Origin of the sequence: Streptomyces sp. NPDC005281 (assembly GCF_040607495.1) — a bacterium.
Classification (GTDB): domain Bacteria; phylum Actinomycetota; class Actinomycetes; order Streptomycetales; family Streptomycetaceae; genus Streptomyces.
In genome coordinates this window covers 19,291-37,175 of sequence record NZ_JBEXGX010000051.1, presented here as the reverse complement: position 1 = coordinate 37,175, position 17,885 = coordinate 19,291, and the positions used below count along the sequence as shown (strand labels likewise).

Below are 17,885 nucleotides of genomic sequence, written 5' to 3'. Positions count from 1 at the left end.
CCGGTCCGGGAGCAACGGCTCGATCCGCGCCCACTGCGCGTCAGTTAACGGCACATCCGGACCAACGATCCGATGATCTAAACGAAACGGCCTAGATCACTCGTAGATCGTCGCCGCTCGCAAAGCCCGCGCGAAGAACCTCCAGTCAGCGCTGGCAGGCACCTCGCGGCCGGTGTTGCCGTACCAGCCGTCCGCGTCGTCGATCCATGCCGCCAAGGCCTCCAGGAAGCCCGGGAGGTCCGCGTTCTCCCACGAATCTCCGTCCTTGGCGTGGCTGCGATGCAGCGAACGGACGAAAGCGGCCAGGTCTTCTCTGTTGTCGACGTGCTCAGGAGAAGTAGTCACGCGCGGACCCTACTTGGCACGCCGACTCTGGGCCCGGTTAGCACCGCCTTGTAAGTTCGGTCCGAGCCCGGTCTGGTGTCTGTCAGGCCCCAATCCTCCACAACCCCGACGAGGACTTCCTGCGCGTCAAGCCCATCTACCGTCGGGGCCGGTGAACAGGGCCAGGCCATAGACGCCGACGGATTGGGCGATCGGTTCGCTCCGAGGTCTCAAAGTCGCTGCCGACGCTGAGAGCAGTCAGTCCAGCATGGTGTGCCACATTTTCCGTTGGGGGGAAGCATGAGTGAACGGCGATCGGACCAACGAGGGAGAAGATCGGCGCCGTGCGAGCGCTCGCTGCCCTACCCGGCCGCGATGAAGAGCCGTGGGTAGCCGCCTGTACCTCCCGGGGGCAGATCACGATCTGGCACGCGCTGACCGGTGCCACCGTGTCCGTCCGACCGATCCCTGGCGCCACAGCCCTGGCCTCGCTGAGTGCCCCCGATCGGCGGACTTACTTGGCAGCGGGCTGTGCCGACGGATCAGTTCATATCTGGGATCCCACCGTCGACGGCAGGCAGCTGACGATTCCACTGAACATCACGGTGACGACGCTCACGGCCCTCGGTGCGAATCTGGCGGTCGGAACCGTCCAGGGCCTCGTTGTCGTGAGCCCGGAATGGGACGTGTTGGCTTCGCGCTGCTCTTCCAAGCAGGCCGTAGGCGACGCCAGTGCAGGCAACGCTCCTACTCGAACGGGACGTTGGAAGGGAGGACGTCCTTTGCGCGGCCTGTTGCGTGAAACTTTCCTGTGGCGGTAACAGGACCTGTTGTGCGATCCCAGTGGGCACCGGTTCGTTTTCGGGAGCGGCAGCGACTCACTATCGTCACTGACCTCACGCGTTGACCGCTCACGCATTGCACTTTGGGCCATGAACTTCGCCTACATTCAAGATCCACCATCAGGTCTCAACGCACACCAATGAGTAGCTGTTGTCGTTTCGATCTTGAGGATTGAGCGTCGAACGGGCGCCTCAATCGAGAGGCTGTCGCTGGCAGTGGGCACGAAGGCAGGGCCTCTTGGCAGCTCGGGGTTGCGAAGCCAGCCGAGATCCAGGAGGCCCTGTTGCCGCAGTTGCACGTGCTTGCGCCTGTGGAGTTCAAATCGGCTGCACCGTCGTCTGATACCGGTACAGCGGACCTTCCGCCAGTGCTCAGCTCTGGGCTGCAGCCTCCGGCTGAGAGGAGGCCACCGCAGTGTAGAAGACCGACGACCCCTGCTTGGTGCGCTGGGCCTGGCTCTTGGCCACCAAATTTTCGACCGTGGTCCGTACGACGGTGGTTTTGAAGCTGCGATCGGGGTGGGCCGCGGTGAGCGCCGTGGTGATCTCGGCTGCGGAACGCGGCTCGCCGGCCTGGTCCAAGTGGTTGCGCACCAGGTCGACCAGGCTGGACCGAGCAGCCGGTGAGGCTGTTGCCTTAGACGTCTTGACGGCGGTCTTCTTCAGAGCCGCCTTCTTCCCATCCGCGGCAGCCACCTTCTTGAGCTTGCTCCGCAGAGGTGCGAGGGAAGCCTGGTCTGGTGCAGCTGGCGCGGTCGTGGCAGCAGGACCAGAACTGGCAAGAGCCCGCTGGATGTTCACCAACACGCTGTGGTCGCTTTGCAGGGTGCTGAGCCGTTCCTGCAACTCCTCGACTTCGGCACTGATACGGGCCTGCTCCTTGGCATTGCGCTCAAGGTCGGCCGCCACCTGGGCGACGTACTGGGTAGCCAATTCGGTAGTGCGGAGCTGGACTTCAGACATGTCATGGACCTTTCTGTGACGTGTGGTACGCGCACTCAACAAGCAACTATCGGGGCGGTAGCGTGCGGGGAGGGTGGGTCTGAACTGAAGGGGCATCCAGCAGCACAGCCACTGCGCGAACAGCCGACTAGAGATAGTACGCACATGGAAACCGAATGACCCTGTCAGATCGTGCGCCACATTCCCTACCAACGTCTCCCGCCCCTTCGGATTAGCGTAGAGGGCAGGTGATTCAGGGGGCGGATGTTCTCGCGGTAGAAGGCGGAGAACTCCTCGTCAGTCCGCTGCCGGGCGCCGTGGCGTTGGCCGAGCGGGCCGGAAAGAGCCGTCGAACCGGGGGCGCAGGTCGGGCCGCAGGGGGTTGGGTGCTGTCTCCCGGGTCGTGGTTGCTCACGCTGCCTGGTCCTCTCCTGGAACCGGAGTGCGGGTGATCTTCAGGTGCAGGTGGTGGCCGTCACCGTCCCGGTCATCGAGTTCCGCCTGGCCGCCCGGGCTCACCGTCTGGGTGACTTGAAGAAGGTATCGCTGCCACTGCTCTTCACGGCGCGATCGCCAGCGCAGGCGGATCCAAAGGGCCAGCAGCGCGCAGGCCTTGGTGATGACGGCCGAGGCGATAACGGCGTTGGTCGGGTCCGTCAGGCGTCCCCCGTTGCCATACTGCGGACCCGTTCTTGAGGCCGGGCAAGAGTTAAGGGGGCGAGGAACTCATGATCGTGAACCCGGGGGCGGGCAGTCGCTACTGCGGTCTTCGGGCGTTCGAGGCAGTCGGACTCTGTGCGCAGCTTATAAAGGACCCGGGACAGGCAGTTCACGACGAGTATGGGTAGTCGTACCACGGGGCGAGGCGCAGCAGGAGGCGGAGAGTGTGGCGGGCGGTGGTGCGGTGGGCGGGCGCGGTGCGGGCGGTGGTGGAGGCAAGAACAGGGCGCGTCCCGGACGCGAGGGCCTCTGACTGGCTGTTCGGGTTCGGGTGAGTTGTCCGACGTACCCGATGAGGCATCGAGCTGTCATTTCATGTAACCGTTGTCGACCACGGTCAACGGCCATTTCCACGCTGCATACGCACGGCGCCCGATCCGGTGCACCACTGCCGTCGTCGCCTTCTCGGCCAGATCCTTGGGGCAGATCCAAGCCCTCCTGCTCAGGGCAACCAAGTGCCTGGCAAGGTGAGTCGAGGAATGCTCCGGGACAACGCCGACAGAAGAACGGATCACTGCTGCCGTCTACTTGCCCGGCGACATCGACGAAGACCGCCATCCGGTGACAGCCGCATGGTGGCCGCGGTCAGGGTGGCCGCGATGCTGATCTGCACCATGGTTGGTGTCCCAGGGCTGCAGGTCCTGGCCGACCCCCTCATCAGTTGCGACAGACGCGAGTAGAGCTGCATCTGGGCCTGACGCCTGCACGACGACGCCGACGGCCTCCCCGAGATGCAGCCCGGATGGGGGAAGCGCACGATGAGAAAAGGGCACCATCCTTCGAGGTGATCAGGATGCGACGCGTACTCCCCGCCATAGCGGCCCTGGCTCTTCCAATTTCCCTTGTAGCAGCGCCGGCTGTAGCGGCGTCGCAGAGCCCTGCGACCACCGCAGTGGCCAGTGATCAAGGTGTACACAATTTGAAGCGTCCAACAAAACTCGTCACTCAAGGCCCGGTTGACGTATGTAACTACACCGATAGCCGACCAAGCCTTCGCCTCGGGGTATCCGGGCAAGCAGTTCAACAAGCCCAGTGCTACCTGAACCAAGCCATAGGCGCAAGCCTGGACGAGGACGGAGACTTTGGCTCGGTCACTCGTTCCGCAACAGAGGACTTCCAGCGATGTGCCGATATCGCCGTTGACGGGCGCATCGGAGCGCAGACTTGGTCGTTCCTTTCCTTCTGGGCCAACGCGCCAGACGCTCCCTTCTGCTGATGGATCCAGAGGTGACCCTGTACCAGGGCGTGACGCCGCACCATCAGTCATCGGCACACCTCGCTGGTCGAGTTAACTCCTGGGTCCCAAAAGCACAGCGGGAGCTCCTGACCAAGAGAGACTCATGATGCTCGGGAAACTAGCCTCGTTCTTCGGGGCAGCAGTTCTCATCTTTGGCACAGGAATACCTCACGAAGCTGCCAGCGTCAGGCAGCTGACGCCCGAGCATTGTCGAGATCTCTACTTCTTTGGTGGGCATGGCCTTGCTGAAGGAGGAGAGGGTGACTGGGGGCATACAGTAAAAGATGTGTACGACAATTACGAAAAAGGCCTACATGATGCCGACCCTGATGTGTCAGTGGGTGGTGAAGCTATTGCATACCCAAGGACAGAGTTTCCTGATTGGGTACGACTCGTGCGGGCGAGATTCAGTAAGCAGCAAGAGGAGGAGGTAATTAATGGTTCCATAGCGCTGAGCGACCAGCTCACAAAGAGGTACAAGGCTTGCCCGGGTGAACGCTTTATTCTCGTCGGATACTCGGAGGGAGCATGGGTGATTCACGACTATCTCAAAAGTATTGGCACCAAGGTCCTCGATAGGATTGCTGGTGTCGCGCTGCTTGGCGATCCCCAATATGTCGGAACTGGAATTATTCCGAAATTTTACCCCAATCATGCGATCGCCCCCTACTTCCCTCCTGCCCTCAAAGGGAAGGCCGCTAGCTGGTGTGTTTCCTACAATCTTCCAGCCGCAAAGCGCACTGTATTTGATCCCATCTGCCATTTCTCCGGACCCGACATAACGAAGTGCCTAAAAGCCACTCAAGGCGAGATTGATGAGACTTGGTGTCCACATCTTCGCTACGTGGAGACGGGTGGAACCAAACGGGCTGCTGACTTCCTCGTCAGCGTGAGCTGAAACGCCGAAACTCGCTGTGACGTCGCTCGAGCCCCGACGCAAGGAGCGTGATGGATGATGTCAGAGATGGTTAACTGCCCGCATTGCGGTGCGGTGGCCACGCAGGAAGACTCCTTCTGCGCCATTTGCGGGCGACGGATCAGGCCGGAAAGTGTCACTGACGCGCGCGAGCCGATACCTGCATCAGGCCCGGAGCCCTCACCCCTTGCTGCTCCGGGGCAAGCGTATGCCAACCAAGCAGAGATGAGCCCTCACGCTCTCTATGCGGAATATGATTCCCGAAAGCTCACTGTGCTGACAGGGTATGCGGCGGGCGTTATTGGGTTTCCTGTCGGCTTGCATAGGCTATATGCCGGGAAGCCGCTATGGTGGATCTATTTGATTCTTTTCATCCTGGGGGCCATCGGAAGCTTCCTTATCGTCGGCTTCTTCTTCTTTGGGGTCATGTTCATCTGGTGGATTGTTGACATGGCGCTGATGAAAGAATGGGTGCAGTCGCACAATAAGACTCTTCGCTACCAAATCTTCAGTTGGGCGCGGGGACCTGAAGGGAATCCCCAGTCGGACTGGAGGGCGCGAGTCGGCTAACACCCTACTGCAGCGAAATTTGATGCTGGCATCGGATGGCGCTGCTTGAAATCAGAAAAATCCAGACCACTCGGGAGTCATCGGTGGCAGGCCAAGCGGGACTCCATTGCATTAACGGACATACTCCGCCACCGGAAAAGGAGGCATCCAAATTCTGCACGATTTGCGGCGCCCCCATAGTGATCACATGCCCCAATGGTCACGACGTCAAGCCAGCTCCCTACTGCAGCGTGTGCGGCGCGTCCTGGCCATCCAACGAACTACCTGGCAGTGACGAGCCCCTCGAACCATCACTGCAGCCGACCAGTCCGCAGAAGCCTCGACGTGTCCTCCTGATCGTCGGAGCAGCGCTAATGGCCATACTCGTCGGTGCCGGGGTCTATTTCGGCATGTCCCGGCAGGACAACTCAGACTCTGGACCCGCGCTGAACACGCCCACACAGATAGTGCAGACACCCTCAGCGCAGGCTGCCGGCAAGGTCCCGCAGGAATACCTCGGCACCTGGGACAGCGCCATCGACAATGCCACGGGACACCACACGCGCCATCTCGTCATCCAGCAAGGCGGGGTCGGCGATACGGTGCTCTCGCTTACAGCGGACGGTCCCACCAAAAGCGGTGGAACGTACCACTGCGGCTTCACAGCAGAGCTGACCTCAGCACCCACGGGCGACGGTGGTCCCCTCCACATTGGGCAGTCCGCGGTGACCGTTGCTGAACCGGTGTCAGCCTGCACCCCGGGTGGTGCCAGCACCATCACTCTGCTGTCCGACGGCAGACTCCGACGCACAGGCGGCGGTGAGCAGTTGATGTACACGAAGGCAGGCTGAACGCTGAGCAACTGCCTCTTTCTGTCGGCCAGTTCGCGCCCGGCTTCACGGCATAGGTGTCGCCCGCTTCATCGAGGCTGAGGCCAAGTTCGGTGAGCCGGCGCACACAAACCCGATCGAGTCGACGTTCTCCACGGTCAAGCTCCGCACCAAGGTCGCGCACGGCGCCGGCAGTCCGGTCGCAGCCCTCGCGATGGTGTTCAAGCTCGTCGAGTCCGCCCAGGAACGCTGGCGCGCGATCACCGGAGCCCACCTGGTGCCCCTGGTCCGTGCGGGCGCCCAGTTCGAAAACGGCGTCCTGGTCGAGCGTTCTGAGAGGATCACAGCATGACCGGTCAACGCCACACCGCCACCGAATCCCACAGGCCCTTTGCTGAACCGGTCCGGCTCGACCTGGCCGATCCCGACACCCTGCGTCATCTGTGGGACCTTCAGCGGGCCTCCTATGCCGTCGAAGCCCAGCTCATCGGCTTCGACGGCATCCCGCCCCTGCACGAGTCCCTTGAGCAGTTGCGTGCCTGTGGCGAGTCCTTCCTTGGGGTTCGCGACGAGTTGAGACTTGTCGGAGCGGTCGCTTGGACCCGCTTGCCGGACGGTGTTCTGGACATCTGCCGCCTCGTGGTTCATCCCCTCGCGCATCGTCGCGGCGTCGCAACGGCACTGCTCGACGCTCTGGACTCGATCGAGCCCGCGGAACTGACCGTCGTCTCCACCGGAACCGCCAACCTGCCCGCGGTCACGCTCTACCGTCGGCGCGGATTCATACCTGTCGGCAAGCGCCAGATCGCGCCAGGCGTCACGGTCACGCTGCTGGAACGCAAGAACGCATCAGCCTCTCAGCCAATCCACAACTCTTGACAGTTGCTCCCAAGGATCGCGGCCGACCTGGATCTCACCGAGTTGCGCCTGCACTCACTGCAGCGGCAGTTGGTAGAGCTCATCGACTTGGTCGACCCTGATGCCGTGCGGTCTTCCTCAATGTCACCAGCGGGTGTTCGAGGACGAAGAGGACAGCACGGCACTCTCGCACACCGGATGATCGAATCCTTGCCTCCGGGGCCTTGTATCCAGCACCGCCAGCTCGTCCCACGCACAGGGGCGTCGGCAGTGCGACGGCGCGCCAGGTGGAAGCAGGCCTCGACCTGACCGGACTACATTTCATCGGCACAGGCGATGATGGCGCGCCAGCGGCGCTCAAAGTCGTCGGCCTGCTTGGTGATGTCCTCGGTGGTTATGGGTCGGTTGTATTGGGCGGTGATTCCTCGATCGGCGCAGTTCTGGGCCACGCTCTCGGCAGGGGGACTGTCCGTTCCTGTCCGGTGGCCGGCCCAGACGTGGTACATGCGGAAGTGCAGGAAGTAGCGGCGCAGCGTGGACGGGCTGACTGGGTTACCGCTGCGGCCGCTCACGCCGTTGCGGGCGAGGCTTGTGGAGAGTTGCTTATCTGTGGGCTCCTGACCGTGCACGTTCTGGTAGTTCTTCCAGGCGAGGTAGTACCGGTCGACCACAGTGAGGGTCTCGTCCTCGCTCTCAGATGGCTGCTGCTCGTCGATTGCTGCGTTCACCTTCGGGCCGGGTACCTCTTGGGCGGAGTGCGTTCCTGCACGGGCGGGAAGCGCCGCGGTGGGGGCGGGCTTTGGAGCGTCCTTCGTTTCGCCCAGCTCAGTCACGGTCTCGCCGATGGGCGGTCTGCCGTCACCGAAGTCGCGCTGCTGAAAGGCGTGGACGAAGCTGTGGAGGTCTTGCGCGACGAGGGGTTCGCCGGCCGCGGTGGTGATGCCATCGCGCTCGAAGACGTAGCGGGCCAGAGCAGCGGCATCTGGGTAACTGCCGTACTCCTGCGCGAAGTCGATCCAGGCCCGATAGAAGAACTCCTCCCAGTCCACGTCATCACCGACACGCCCGCCCTCAGCAGCAGTGCTTGTCGTCGGCTCGTAACGCTGCTGCAGGCTGGCCAGAATGGGGGACAGCTGCTCATCGGACAGCGGGTCGCCCGCTGCTGTTGTGAGAGCGAACCGGTCGCGTAGAAAAAGGGCGAACTGGCCTGGCGTAGGCGCCACGAGGAACTGGGCAACCCACGATTGGTAGGCGTCCGCGAACAGACCACGGTCACTAGCATCCTGAAATGCTGGAGCCGGCATCTGCGCCAGAGGTTCCTGTGCCTGCATCCGAGTCCGTGCCTGCGCTCTGGCCTGCTCCGGGGCCTGCTGGAAGTGTCCGGCCGGCGCTTGATCCGCCTCCAGTTCCCGTGCCTCGGGCGCCGCCGGGACGGATGCCTGAACCGGCGCGGGCGCGGGCGCCGGAGGCAGTACCGCGGGCTCGATGCCGGCCGCGGCGAGACCGGCGGAGGCCGTTTCCGCGAGGGGGACGCCATAGCGGGCCAGGCGCAGCGGCATCAGGGATTCGACGGGGGCCTTGCGGCGCCAGGCGCGGCCGAAGCGTGAATGCAGGCGGGCCTGGTAGATGAGACGGTCCTGCTCCAGCCTGATGGCCCGTTCGTAGGAGCGCAGTTCCCACAGCTTCATCCGGCGCCACAGCAGGAAGGTGGGGATGGGGGAGAGCAGCCAGCGGGCGTAGCGGACGCCCTCCATGTGCTTGTCGGCCGTGATGTCGGCTATGCGGCCGATCGCGTGCCGGGCCGCCTCAATGGAGACGACGAACAGGATCGGGATGACCGCGTGCATGCCCACACCCAGCGGGTCCGGCCAGGCCGCCGCGCCGTTGAAGGCGATCGTCGCCACCGTCAGCAGCCACGCCGTCTGGCGCAGCATCGGGAACGGGATGCGGATCCAGGTCAGCAGCAGGTCCAGGGCCAGCAGGACGCCGATACCCGCGTCGATGCCGATCGGGAAGACGTAACTGAAATTCCGGAACCCCTTCTTGAGCGCCAGTTCACGGACCGCCGCGTACGAACCGGCGAAGCCGATTCCGGCGATGACGAGCGCACCGGCGACGACGATGCCGATGAGAACCTTGTGCGGTCGGCCCAGCCGTACGGTTGTTCTCTGTTCTGCTTTCACGCGCGCTGGCCCTTCTGCATGGCTGTTGCTTGGGCGTGTTGGGCAGAGCCGGAGGGGGTGAGCGTCGGGGCTGTCGAGGCCTTGGCCTGGTCGTGGTGGCCGCTCCATTGAGAGGCGATCATGAGGTGGGGGCCGTGCGGCTAGTGGTGAGGAGCTCTTGGATGAGCTGTTCGGTTTCCAGTTCGAGGTCGCAGTCGAGGGCTTGTGTGACCTGTTGGATGCGGGTGATCGCAGTGTGCAGGCCGGGCCGGTTCCCGGCCATCCACTCCACGATCAGCCAGTTGCGGTAGAGCAGTTCAGCTGTCTCGTCGACGTCCAGGCCGGTGATGATGGCTTTGCGTGCGGCGCCGAGATCGTGGTGAGGCCCCTTTTGGGCGCGGTGGGTGGCGACGGTGTGGGCGACGTCGATGATCCGGGTGGTCATCTCCTGCTGATACGGCTCGGCCCACGCCGGCGCCCGCGTACCAAAGGGGCGGCCCCGCACCAGGGACAAAGCTGCCTCCAGGTCCGCCAGCCCTTCTGGGCCCTGGGGGAGTGCGTGTTCGGCGAGTTGGGTGAAGCGGGTCCAGTCGCAGCGCACGCCGTCGGCGAGTGTGTAAGGGTCGTCTGCGGTGCGGCGGCGCGGCACGTATGCCTCGCCGTCTGGATCGTTGCCCAATGCTCGGCGCAGGCCCTGGAGGCGGGCGTTGAGCGTGGCAGCCGACCAGGGGCTGACGGGATCCATGTCGGCGCACAGGACGTCGGCCGTGCGGTTGGGACGGAAGTAGAGGAGTGCGGCGAGCTGCGCTGTGCGTGGTCCGTGACCGGTGCGGCCGAGACCGTCTACATCCACCGGCCCCAACACCCGGATCTCGGGGCCGCCGCTGTCCTGCGAGACCATCGCGTCTCCCATGCCCTCATCAGCGGGGTCCTGGGCCGGCATCCGTTGCACAGCGCTGGCATCTGTCACCTCTGTGCTCGCCTCTTCGACCCGCTGGGGCTCGCTGACGTCGGTGGTGGCAGGCGATGCGTGCGCCAGGGACAGTGCGGCGGGATTGGCTGAGGCCTTCAACAGGGCAGGGAACACAGCATCGTCACTGTCCGAGCCGGCTGCTCTTGAGCGGTTTTGGGCCGGTGGGGGAAACGTGTCGTTGTCGCCGGGTGGTTCCTCCTGCGCGCTCGGGGCCGGTCCCGTGGCGCTGGGTTCGCCGGGAACGTGCTGCCAGACCCCCTGCGCTGGGTGGGACGGCTGCCCCGAGACAGCCAGCGCCGTGACGATCTGCTGGTAGGCGGCGTGCTCCAGGCGCTGCACGGTGATGTCGATGCCCAGCGGGTCGAAGCGCTGCGGTGTCTGCGCGGAGACGGCGAGGATGTCCGCTTCGGGAAAATGACCGGCAGTGGTGCCAGTCGGGGCGATCAGCGTGACAGGAATCTGCGGGGCCTTGCCAAGGACGTCGGCGAACTGCCAGGCCGTATCGTCATCCAGCGCGCTCGCACACAGCACCACATACGGGTAGCCGGCGGTCTCGGGCATCTGGTGGACCTCCAACAGCCGCTCGGTCAGATCGCGCAGCGCGTGCGCAGCCTGGCGCATGTACGCGATCCGGGAGTTCGGCATCAGACGGGGGAGGTCCTCGCCGAACCCGACGGCGACGACCTCGACATGGTGGGCCCACGGGCTCATGCCCAACTCCAGCGCCAACGACGTGCACACCTCGCTGATATGCACCGGATTACCGTCCAGCAACACGACGGGCAGCCGGGCCAGATCAGCCAGAACGAGATCACCAGACTCCGCGCTGCCCACCGTCACCAAGGCCGGACACGGCGCCGCAATCGCGCGAGCCTTCTCCTCGTCTAAAAGCTCAGCGCCAGTGTCGAGCCGCCACCAGCCCGCCGTACCTGCCACAAACGGCACCTGCGGTGCGGACGCAGGGTCCTCGGGCAGCACATGGACGGTGCGGGCATCTAGGCGCGCAGCCCGCAGAACCGGCACGCCTCGACCATCCCGCTCAGCGGCATAGGCCATCGTGCGCAGCGCCACGTCCAAGCGAGCGGTGCCAGATGGTTCGGCGGCCGCCGCGAGCTGCGCCTCGGCGGGCGCGATCTGCGCTGTGATGGCGATCGTCTCGCCCGGCTTACGGCGCCGGCGCTGCAGCGTCCTGCGCAGCGCGAGAGCTGTCGTAACGGCGGCCGCCAACAGCGCGCCGGCACCCAAAACGGTGCGCAGATTCAGCAGGCCGCTGGCCGGGGCGGGCTCGGACCCTTTGGGAGAAGGGGTGGCGGGCTGCGATGTGGGGGCGACGGGCTCCGCCGACTCGTGCGGGGTTGCGCTGGCCGACGGCGTCCTCGGGGCTGATGACTTGGGCGCATGGCTCTGGCTGGGCGTCGCGGCTGGCATGTCGTCCTGCTCGCCGGCGCCCGTGGAGGGCTTTTGGTCGGGCGCAGAGGGCGGCTTGCTTCTGGTGCCATCGCTGCGCTGACGATCCGCGGATGGGCGGTTCGGGTCGGGGCGGGCGCCCGGTACGGTGACGCGCTGGCCTGCGTAGATCAGGTCGGGGTCGGTGATAGCAGGCAGTCCGTTCGGCTGCCGGTGGCCCTTGCTGGCCTGGAACAGGGCGGGCCATGCTCCGCCGTCGCCGACCTCTTTCTCGGCAATCTTCGACAGGGAATCACCGGAGTGGACGGTGACGACGTGCTCGTCCTTTTCGGCGGCCACCGGCGCGCGTTCTTGGGTCTGCGTCTGTAGTCCCTGGAGTCTCGAACGTTCCGGCATGGCCAGCTTCCAGCCCGGCTGGAGGAAGCTGTTGGATCGAAAGACGTGCCCGTCGGTCATGGCGTGGCCCTCGTTGAGGTCGGCGATCTCCCGCCACCGTTCCCCGTCGCCTAACTCCCGCTCCGCGATGCTCCACAAGCTTTCCGCGGGCCGCATCTCGCGCACCGTGTACGACTCACTCGCCTCTGCGGCTAAGCCATGCGAGTCCTGGCCTGCACGCGAATTCTGCTCGCTTTCGGATGCCTGGCCGGGGATACGAGTTGCGGTGGTGGCCGGGGACGCCTGGGCATCCGAGGCGAGGGCCGAACTGGCGGGCAGCAGGACCAGGATGCTGCCGACCAAAAGAGCAGCGGCGCGCTGCGAGGCACCCAGTCCGCGCGGGGCATGCCAACGGCGGCCGCGCAGTTGCGCGGCCAACTCCCGCAGCGTGCAGAACGTGAACTGCGCCCACCCCATCCAGCCGACTGCGACCAGTACGAGAAGGAACACGGCCCCGGTGTCCTGCCGGTCTAGCAGGTGCGCCAGGCCATCGTGGCTGGACGCCCAGATGACCGGGGTGGCCCAGGCCAGCAGCAGCGGCAGAGCGCCGACCGTGGCCGTCAGGACGAGCAGACTCACACCGGCCGTGAACAGCCGGACCAGGTTGGCAGTGCGCATCAGTTTCCTTCGGGTGCGGTGACGCCGTGCAGGAGGGTCGCGGTGGCGTGGCCGGTCACCGGCAGTGAGCCGATCCCGACGGCCGACAGGAAGGCCGTGTCGCTAAAGCCGTGAACGGTGACCGTGACCCGCTGACCGTCCCCGGATACGCTGACGGTGCCGGTGGCTCCGGCGGAGCGCAGGTAGGCCTGCGCGGCAGCAGTCGCGTCCTGCGGGTCGACGGTGATCGCCTTGCCGGTGACAGCCTGGGCGGGGTCGATGGCCTGCCCACCGGCCCGGGCTGCTTCGCCCGCGACGTAGTCGGCGCGTTCGGTGGCGGCCATCTTCGCGCCGCCGTCGACGGCCACACCGATGATGCCGATCAGCGCAAGGACGCACACGGCGACGAACACCGTGACACCCCCGCGGTCAGTGCGCGCTGGCCCCTTCGCCCACGGGGGAATCATTACGCCTCCTGTTGTCTCGCACTGAAACGTCCAAGATCTCTCTCACCTGAATGTCACTCAGAAAGTTCTGTTGAGCTGGTGTGTTGGTTCTGTGACGTGACATTGCGTGAAAGGTGATCGTGGCAAGTCGCGCAAAAGTGCAGGACATTCTGATGTGAATCGCGTAGAAGATTTGATCTTGGTTCGTGGGTCTGGAGTACCTGGAGTGGCCTGTGAACTCGAAGCGCGGTACATCACTACTTCTCCGCGAGTACGGACCGGAACGGGGCGAGGACGGTTCCAGGTGTGCGGAATGGACCGCCCCCCCTCGCGGAGCCGGGGCGATTCGCTGGCGGATCAGCGGTTCATCTCCGCGTGTGCGAGTCACGGTCTTCGGTGACGGTGCATTCCTGCGTGTGCGGAGTGGACTTCGACGCGGGCCTGCGGATCGCGATCCGCTGCGGTACATCTCTGCGTGCGCAGACCGAACTCGCCCTGACCCGTGAAGAGGGCGAGCGCCGCTGGTGTTGCCGGGCAGGTGGGTGCCGCCGACTGGTGTATTTCTACGCGCGCGGAGTGGAACCCGAAGGCGAAGTCAGCCTGTATCCGTCCGTCGTTGAATCTCTGCGTGTGCGGCATGGGCAGCACGGCCAGCAAGGTGCCCGGGGCGGTCATCGGTGTATCTCTGCGTGTGCGGAGTGGACGTGGGCCTCGATGACGATGAGGCGGCCAGTGGTGGTGCATCTCTGCGTGTGCGGAGCGAGCCCGAGACAGTACGGGTGGACCGGGGCAAGGACGGTGCATCTCCGCGTGCGCGGCTCGAATGACGAAGGTCGCGGGAGGCGTTCGGTGAGGTCGGTGCATCTCCGCTCGTGCGGATCAGTGAGCGGCCGCGACCTGACGGGGTGATGCACCACCGGTACATCGCCGCTGTGCGAGTCGCGCGGAGTTTCCTGGACGAGCACGAGCGCGTCGGTGCATCTCTGCATGTGCGGAGTGGACAGGACAGCCAGGAGGGCTCCCGGGGCGGTCATCGATGCATCTCCGCGCGTGCGGGGTGGACGGTATGGGCGATGTCGATGATCCGGGTGATCACGGTGCATCTCCGCGTGTGCGGACTGGACATCACCAAGGACGCCGCGAGCGTGGCCGTGACCGGTACATCTCTGCGTGTGCGGACTGGACGATACCGACGATGCCATAGCCACCTGGTCAGACGGTACATCTCTGCGTGTGCGGACTGGACTCTTGTTGACCTGCGGTTGTGTGGCGGCTTTGCCGTTACGTGATGTGGGTGCGGGGTGGGCGGCTCGGGCAGTCTGCCCCGTCTTCCGTGCTGGTGATGCGTGCCATGGGGGCGATTCACTCAAGCGGGCGGTTGTGGGCAGGAGTTGGCGCGTGCCGGGGTGTGGCGGGGTAGGGGATGCGGCGTTCGGTTCCGGTGGCTGTCGGGAGGGTGAGCGCGGGCGTGGGGGTTGTAGAAGAGAGCCGGGTCAAGGGGCTGTCGTTGTGTCTGTGGGGCAAGTACTGCGCCCGGCACGGGTTGATCTACCCGGTGCTGTTCCACATGCTCGATACGGCTGCTGTGGCCGGGGAGTTGTGGGACCGGCTGCTGACCGGGGCACAGCGCGCCGCTATCGCCGGGGGGCTGGGGATGAGCGAGGCGCAGGCTCGCCGTGTGGTGATGTTCATCGCGGGCCTGCATGACCTGGGCAAAGTGAGCCGTTTCCAGGCCTGTGAACCGGTCGCGTGGGCACGGGTCAGTGATGCGCTGCGGGCCGATACGGGCCGCTGGAGATTGATGCGGCATGAGCGGGCTTCGGCGCACGCCCTGGTCGGGATCCTCGCAGAGATGGGTTACGAGCTGTCGGATGACGCCAGTCCGGCCGTGCGGATGGCGCAGATTGCGGGCGGTCACCACGGACGTTTCCCGCAGCTCGATGTGCACGGTGCGGCCAGTACCCGGCGCGTGCAGGCCGACCTGGGCGGCAGGCTGTGGCAGGAGATCCGCTTTCGCTACGCCGCCCAGGTAGGGCATTTGACGGGCGCCGAGGCTACGCCGAGGCAGGTGTCCGTCACGGCTGCAGTGCTGATGACCGGACTGGTGATGGCCGCCGACCGGCTGGCCAGCCAGCGCAAGGTGTGGGCGCCGCGGGCGGACATGCCCGCCTATGGTGCGGCCGAGCACTTCGCCTGGGCCCGCTGGAAGGCCCGCGAGGTGGTGGAGGAGTCACGGCTGCCACGTATCGAACTGCCGGAACTGCCGTTCTCCGCCGCGCATCCCGGTCTGCGCACCCCGAACCCGCTGCAGGCTTCCGTCCTGGACCGCCTCCCTCAACTGGCCAGTGCACGAGGCACGGGGATCCTGCTGGTCACCGACGGCACCGGCGCGGGCAAGACCATCACCGCCCTGGAGGCGGCCCGTATCCTCAACGACGCGTGCGGCACCCGCGGACTGTGCTTTCTGCTGCCCACCACGGCCACCGCGGACGCCGCCTACGACACCCTGTGCGGCTATCTCCGTGCGCACCGTCCCACTCCGGCCGTGCTCACGCTCGCGCACAACCACAGCTGGCTGAACGCCGCCTACACCGACGAGATGCTCGCCCCCGGCGACGTCCCTGTCTGCACCGGCGACGACCCGCACACCGACGAGGACGACGACGAGGACGACGGCTGCCGGCCAGCCGGCAACAGCGGGAGGAGCGGTACCTGGCGGCGGATCCTCCCGGACGGCTGGGTGCGCGGCTGGGACCGTGCGCTGCTGGCCCAGTTCACCGTCGCCACCGTCGACCAGGCACTGATGGCTGCGCTCCCGGTGCGCGACAGCGCTCTGCGGATGCTGTCCCTGTCGGGCAAGTGCGTCATCGTCGACGAGGCACATGCGCTCACCGCGTTCAGCCGACGCATCCTGACCCGCCTGCTGCACTGGCTGGGCAGCCTGCGTGTCCCGGTGGTGGTGCTGTCGGCGACCCTGCCTGGACAGGAGGCGCGTGAACTCGTGTACTCCTATCTGGCCGGTGCCGGCCACCGCAGGCGCGATCTGATGGCGCGCGCAGACGAGTTCACCGTGCCTTACCCGGGTTGGCTGTTCGCCGATGCCGCCACCGCCCAGGTCGCCCTCATCCCCGCTGACGCACGCACACAGCACGCCGCAGCCCAGCAGCGCACCGTCACTCTCCGATTGCGGCCGGCGCACTACCGGCGCCTCGATGACCCGGCACGCCGGGCCAGAACGGGGGAGCGGCTGGCCCGCATCGCCGCAGAGGTCGCTCCCGTGGCCCGGCTGGGAGGATGCGCCGTCATCGTGTGCACCACGGTCGCCGACGCCCAGGACACCTACCGCTACCTCCAGCGGTTCCTGGAGTGGCCCGCAGGGCCGCAGGAACTGCTGCTGGTGCACGCCCGGTTTCCCGGCCACTACCTCGAACGGGCTCTGGCGCAGGTCCGTACCGGGCTCGGCCCGACCGGTCCGCGCCCCGAGCGGCTGGTGGTGGTCACCACCAGTCTCCTGGAGCTCAGCCTCAATATCGATGCCGACCTTGTGGTCAGCGACCTCACCTCACTGGCCCGGCTGATCCAGCGCGCGGGCCGGCTGTGGCGCTTCGAACAGACCTGGCAGATCGAACGGCCTCCCGGCATCGCCCCGCGTCCGCCCTGGATCCGGGCCCGCGGTCCCCGTCTCACCGTCCTGCACCCTGTCGACCACGACCGCACCACCCTGCTGCCCGACGCCTGGGCCACGACCGAACACCCCTACCTCCAGCACGCCACCGCCCACCTGCTCACCCGGCTCGGCCACCACCAGATCACCCTGCCCGGGCACGCCCAGCACCTGGTCGAACTCATCCACCAGTCCGGACGGCCGGCCACCTGGTCTGACCGTCTCGCTGCCCTGCACGCCCAGCATTTGGCGGCGGAGCGGGCCGAGGAACACACCAGCAGCGCCCACCTGGTGCCCCCGCACGACCGCGTCGCCTCCCTGTCCGACCTGCACCGTCAGAAGCTGACCGCGGCCCAGGCAGCCACCCGCCCGCACGACCGGCCCGGCCGCGTCCTCGCCTGTTACCGGCACCGCGATCGCCCTCCCACCCTCGACGAGGCAGGCCAACTTCCCCTGCCTCAGGGCCCCCATCTGCGCCCAGCCGCGATCCGTACCGTCCTGCAGCACTGTGTGCCGGTACCCAGCGCCTGGGTCGCTGCCGCCACCCAGGAGCATCACGGCCCCGAGGCCTGGCAACAGCACCCCTTGCTCGCCGACCTCGTCCTCCTCCCACACGAGCCGGACCGCCCGCAAGCGGCCCGGCTCGGCCGCCACCAGCTCCATATCGATGACGAACTGGGTCTGATCCACACCGAAACGGCCTGACCCGGCAAGACCGACGCGCGTTCCTGCACCGAGACGCCACGGGCAGGGCCGTTCACCGACGTGAGGCAGCGCCTGTCACCGATGCCTCAGCGCTCCCGCAGTGACAGTCCGTTGCCATGGCCGCAGTCGCGAGGACTTCCTCAACCAGTGCACGGCGTCTTCGCCGAGGCAGCAGCCGCATGTCCACCCGCGCCGGAGCGTGGTGCCGGTACGTCAGGGAGAGCCGCCCTCCGTCCCTGCGCGCAGGGTACGGCGCACGGCGGTGTACGCGGCGCGCA

At 66.0% G+C, this 17,885-nt stretch carries 10 protein-coding genes and 2 pseudogenes; 7 read left to right on the top strand and 5 right to left on the bottom strand.

The features are described 5' to 3' along the window. Positions 1-96 precede the first annotated feature (96 nt). The gene (locus ABZV42_RS39350) at positions 97-345 is read right to left on the bottom strand and encodes a hypothetical protein (protein WP_356056843.1); all 249 of its coding nucleotides are present in this window, start codon (positions 343-345) and stop codon (positions 97-99) included. 1,193 nt (positions 346-1,538) lie between these two features. Beyond that, on the bottom strand, positions 1,539-2,129 hold the full coding sequence (locus tag ABZV42_RS39345) for a hypothetical protein (RefSeq protein ID WP_356056840.1): 591 nt from the start codon (positions 2,127-2,129) through the stop codon (positions 1,539-1,541). A 1,441-nt stretch (positions 2,130-3,570) separates the two neighbouring features. On the opposite strand from ABZV42_RS39345, the gene ABZV42_RS39340 reads away from it, so the two are divergent. The 6 genes and pseudogenes from ABZV42_RS39340 (at position 3,571) to ABZV42_RS39315 (ending at position 7,239) form a co-directional block, all read left to right on the top strand. After that, positions 3,571-4,044, top strand: a complete 474-nt coding sequence (locus ABZV42_RS39340; RefSeq protein ID WP_356056838.1) for a peptidoglycan-binding domain-containing protein — start codon at positions 3,571-3,573, stop codon at positions 4,042-4,044. Positions 4,045-4,168: 124 nt separating this feature from the next. Then, on the top strand, positions 4,169-4,963 hold the full coding sequence (locus tag ABZV42_RS39335) for a cutinase family protein (RefSeq protein WP_356056836.1): 795 nt from the start codon (positions 4,169-4,171) through the stop codon (positions 4,961-4,963). A 54-nt stretch (positions 4,964-5,017) separates the two neighbouring features. After that, on the top strand, positions 5,018-5,551 hold the full coding sequence (locus ABZV42_RS39330) for a zinc ribbon domain-containing protein (RefSeq protein ID WP_356056833.1): 534 nt from the start codon (positions 5,018-5,020) through the stop codon (positions 5,549-5,551). Positions 5,552-5,904: 353 nt separating this feature from the next. Then, positions 5,905-6,381, top strand: coding sequence for a serine-threonine protein kinase (locus ABZV42_RS39325; RefSeq protein ID WP_356056831.1), 477 nt, complete (start codon positions 5,905-5,907; stop codon positions 6,379-6,381). Between the two features lie 106 nt (positions 6,382-6,487). Further along, positions 6,488-6,712: pseudogene (locus tag ABZV42_RS39320) on the top strand (IS256 family transposase); the annotation flags it as partial. Then, on the top strand, positions 6,709-7,239 hold the full coding sequence (locus ABZV42_RS39315; RefSeq protein ID WP_356056829.1) for a GNAT family N-acetyltransferase: 531 nt from the start codon (positions 6,709-6,711) through the stop codon (positions 7,237-7,239). The pseudogene ABZV42_RS39320 and the gene ABZV42_RS39315, both read left to right, overlap by 4 nt. Before the next feature lie 1,436 nt (positions 7,240-8,675). Here ABZV42_RS39315 and ABZV42_RS39310 read toward each other — a convergent pair. The 3 genes and pseudogenes from ABZV42_RS39310 to ABZV42_RS39300 form a co-directional block, all read right to left on the bottom strand. Beyond that, positions 8,676-9,401, bottom strand: a pseudogene (locus ABZV42_RS39310) (DUF2637 domain-containing protein); the annotation flags it as partial. 118 nt (positions 9,402-9,519) lie between these two features. Further along, complete coding sequence (locus ABZV42_RS39305; protein ID WP_356056826.1) at positions 9,520-12,813, bottom strand: hypothetical protein; 3,294 nt, start codon at positions 12,811-12,813, stop codon at positions 9,520-9,522. After that, on the bottom strand, positions 12,813-13,259 hold the full coding sequence (locus ABZV42_RS39300) for a pilus assembly protein TadG-related protein (protein WP_356056824.1): 447 nt from the start codon (positions 13,257-13,259) through the stop codon (positions 12,813-12,815). Before ABZV42_RS39300 ends, ABZV42_RS39305 begins: the two co-directional genes overlap by 1 nt. A 1,447-nt stretch (positions 13,260-14,706) precedes the next feature. Between ABZV42_RS39300 and ABZV42_RS39295 the strand changes: the two genes are divergently transcribed. After that, a complete protein-coding gene (locus tag ABZV42_RS39295; protein WP_356056822.1) occupies positions 14,707-17,607 on the top strand; it encodes a CRISPR-associated endonuclease Cas3'' in 2,901 nt (966 codons plus the stop codon). Positions 17,608-17,885: the final 278 nt, after the last annotated feature.

Excerpts from the sequence above, each read along its gene's own strand:
- ABZV42_RS39300 (WP_356056824.1), bottom strand. The coding sequence starts at position 13,259 with ATGATTCCCCCGTGGGCGAAGGGGCCAGCGCGCACTGACCGCGGGGGT.
- ABZV42_RS39305 (WP_356056826.1), bottom strand. The coding sequence starts at position 12,813 with ATGCGCACTGCCAACCTGGTCCGGCTGTTCACGGCCGGTGTGAGTCTG.
- ABZV42_RS39335 (WP_356056836.1), top strand. The coding sequence starts at position 4,169 with ATGATGCTCGGGAAACTAGCCTCGTTCTTCGGGGCAGCAGTTCTCATC.
- ABZV42_RS39340 (WP_356056838.1), top strand. The coding sequence starts at position 3,571 with ATGGGGGAAGCGCACGATGAGAAAAGGGCACCATCCTTCGAGGTGATC.
- ABZV42_RS39345 (WP_356056840.1), bottom strand. The coding sequence starts at position 2,129 with ATGTCTGAAGTCCAGCTCCGCACTACCGAATTGGCTACCCAGTACGTC.
- ABZV42_RS39315 (WP_356056829.1), top strand. The coding sequence starts at position 6,709 with ATGACCGGTCAACGCCACACCGCCACCGAATCCCACAGGCCCTTTGCT.
- ABZV42_RS39325 (WP_356056831.1), top strand. The coding sequence starts at position 5,905 with ATGGCCATACTCGTCGGTGCCGGGGTCTATTTCGGCATGTCCCGGCAG.
- ABZV42_RS39330 (WP_356056833.1), top strand. The coding sequence starts at position 5,018 with ATGATGTCAGAGATGGTTAACTGCCCGCATTGCGGTGCGGTGGCCACG.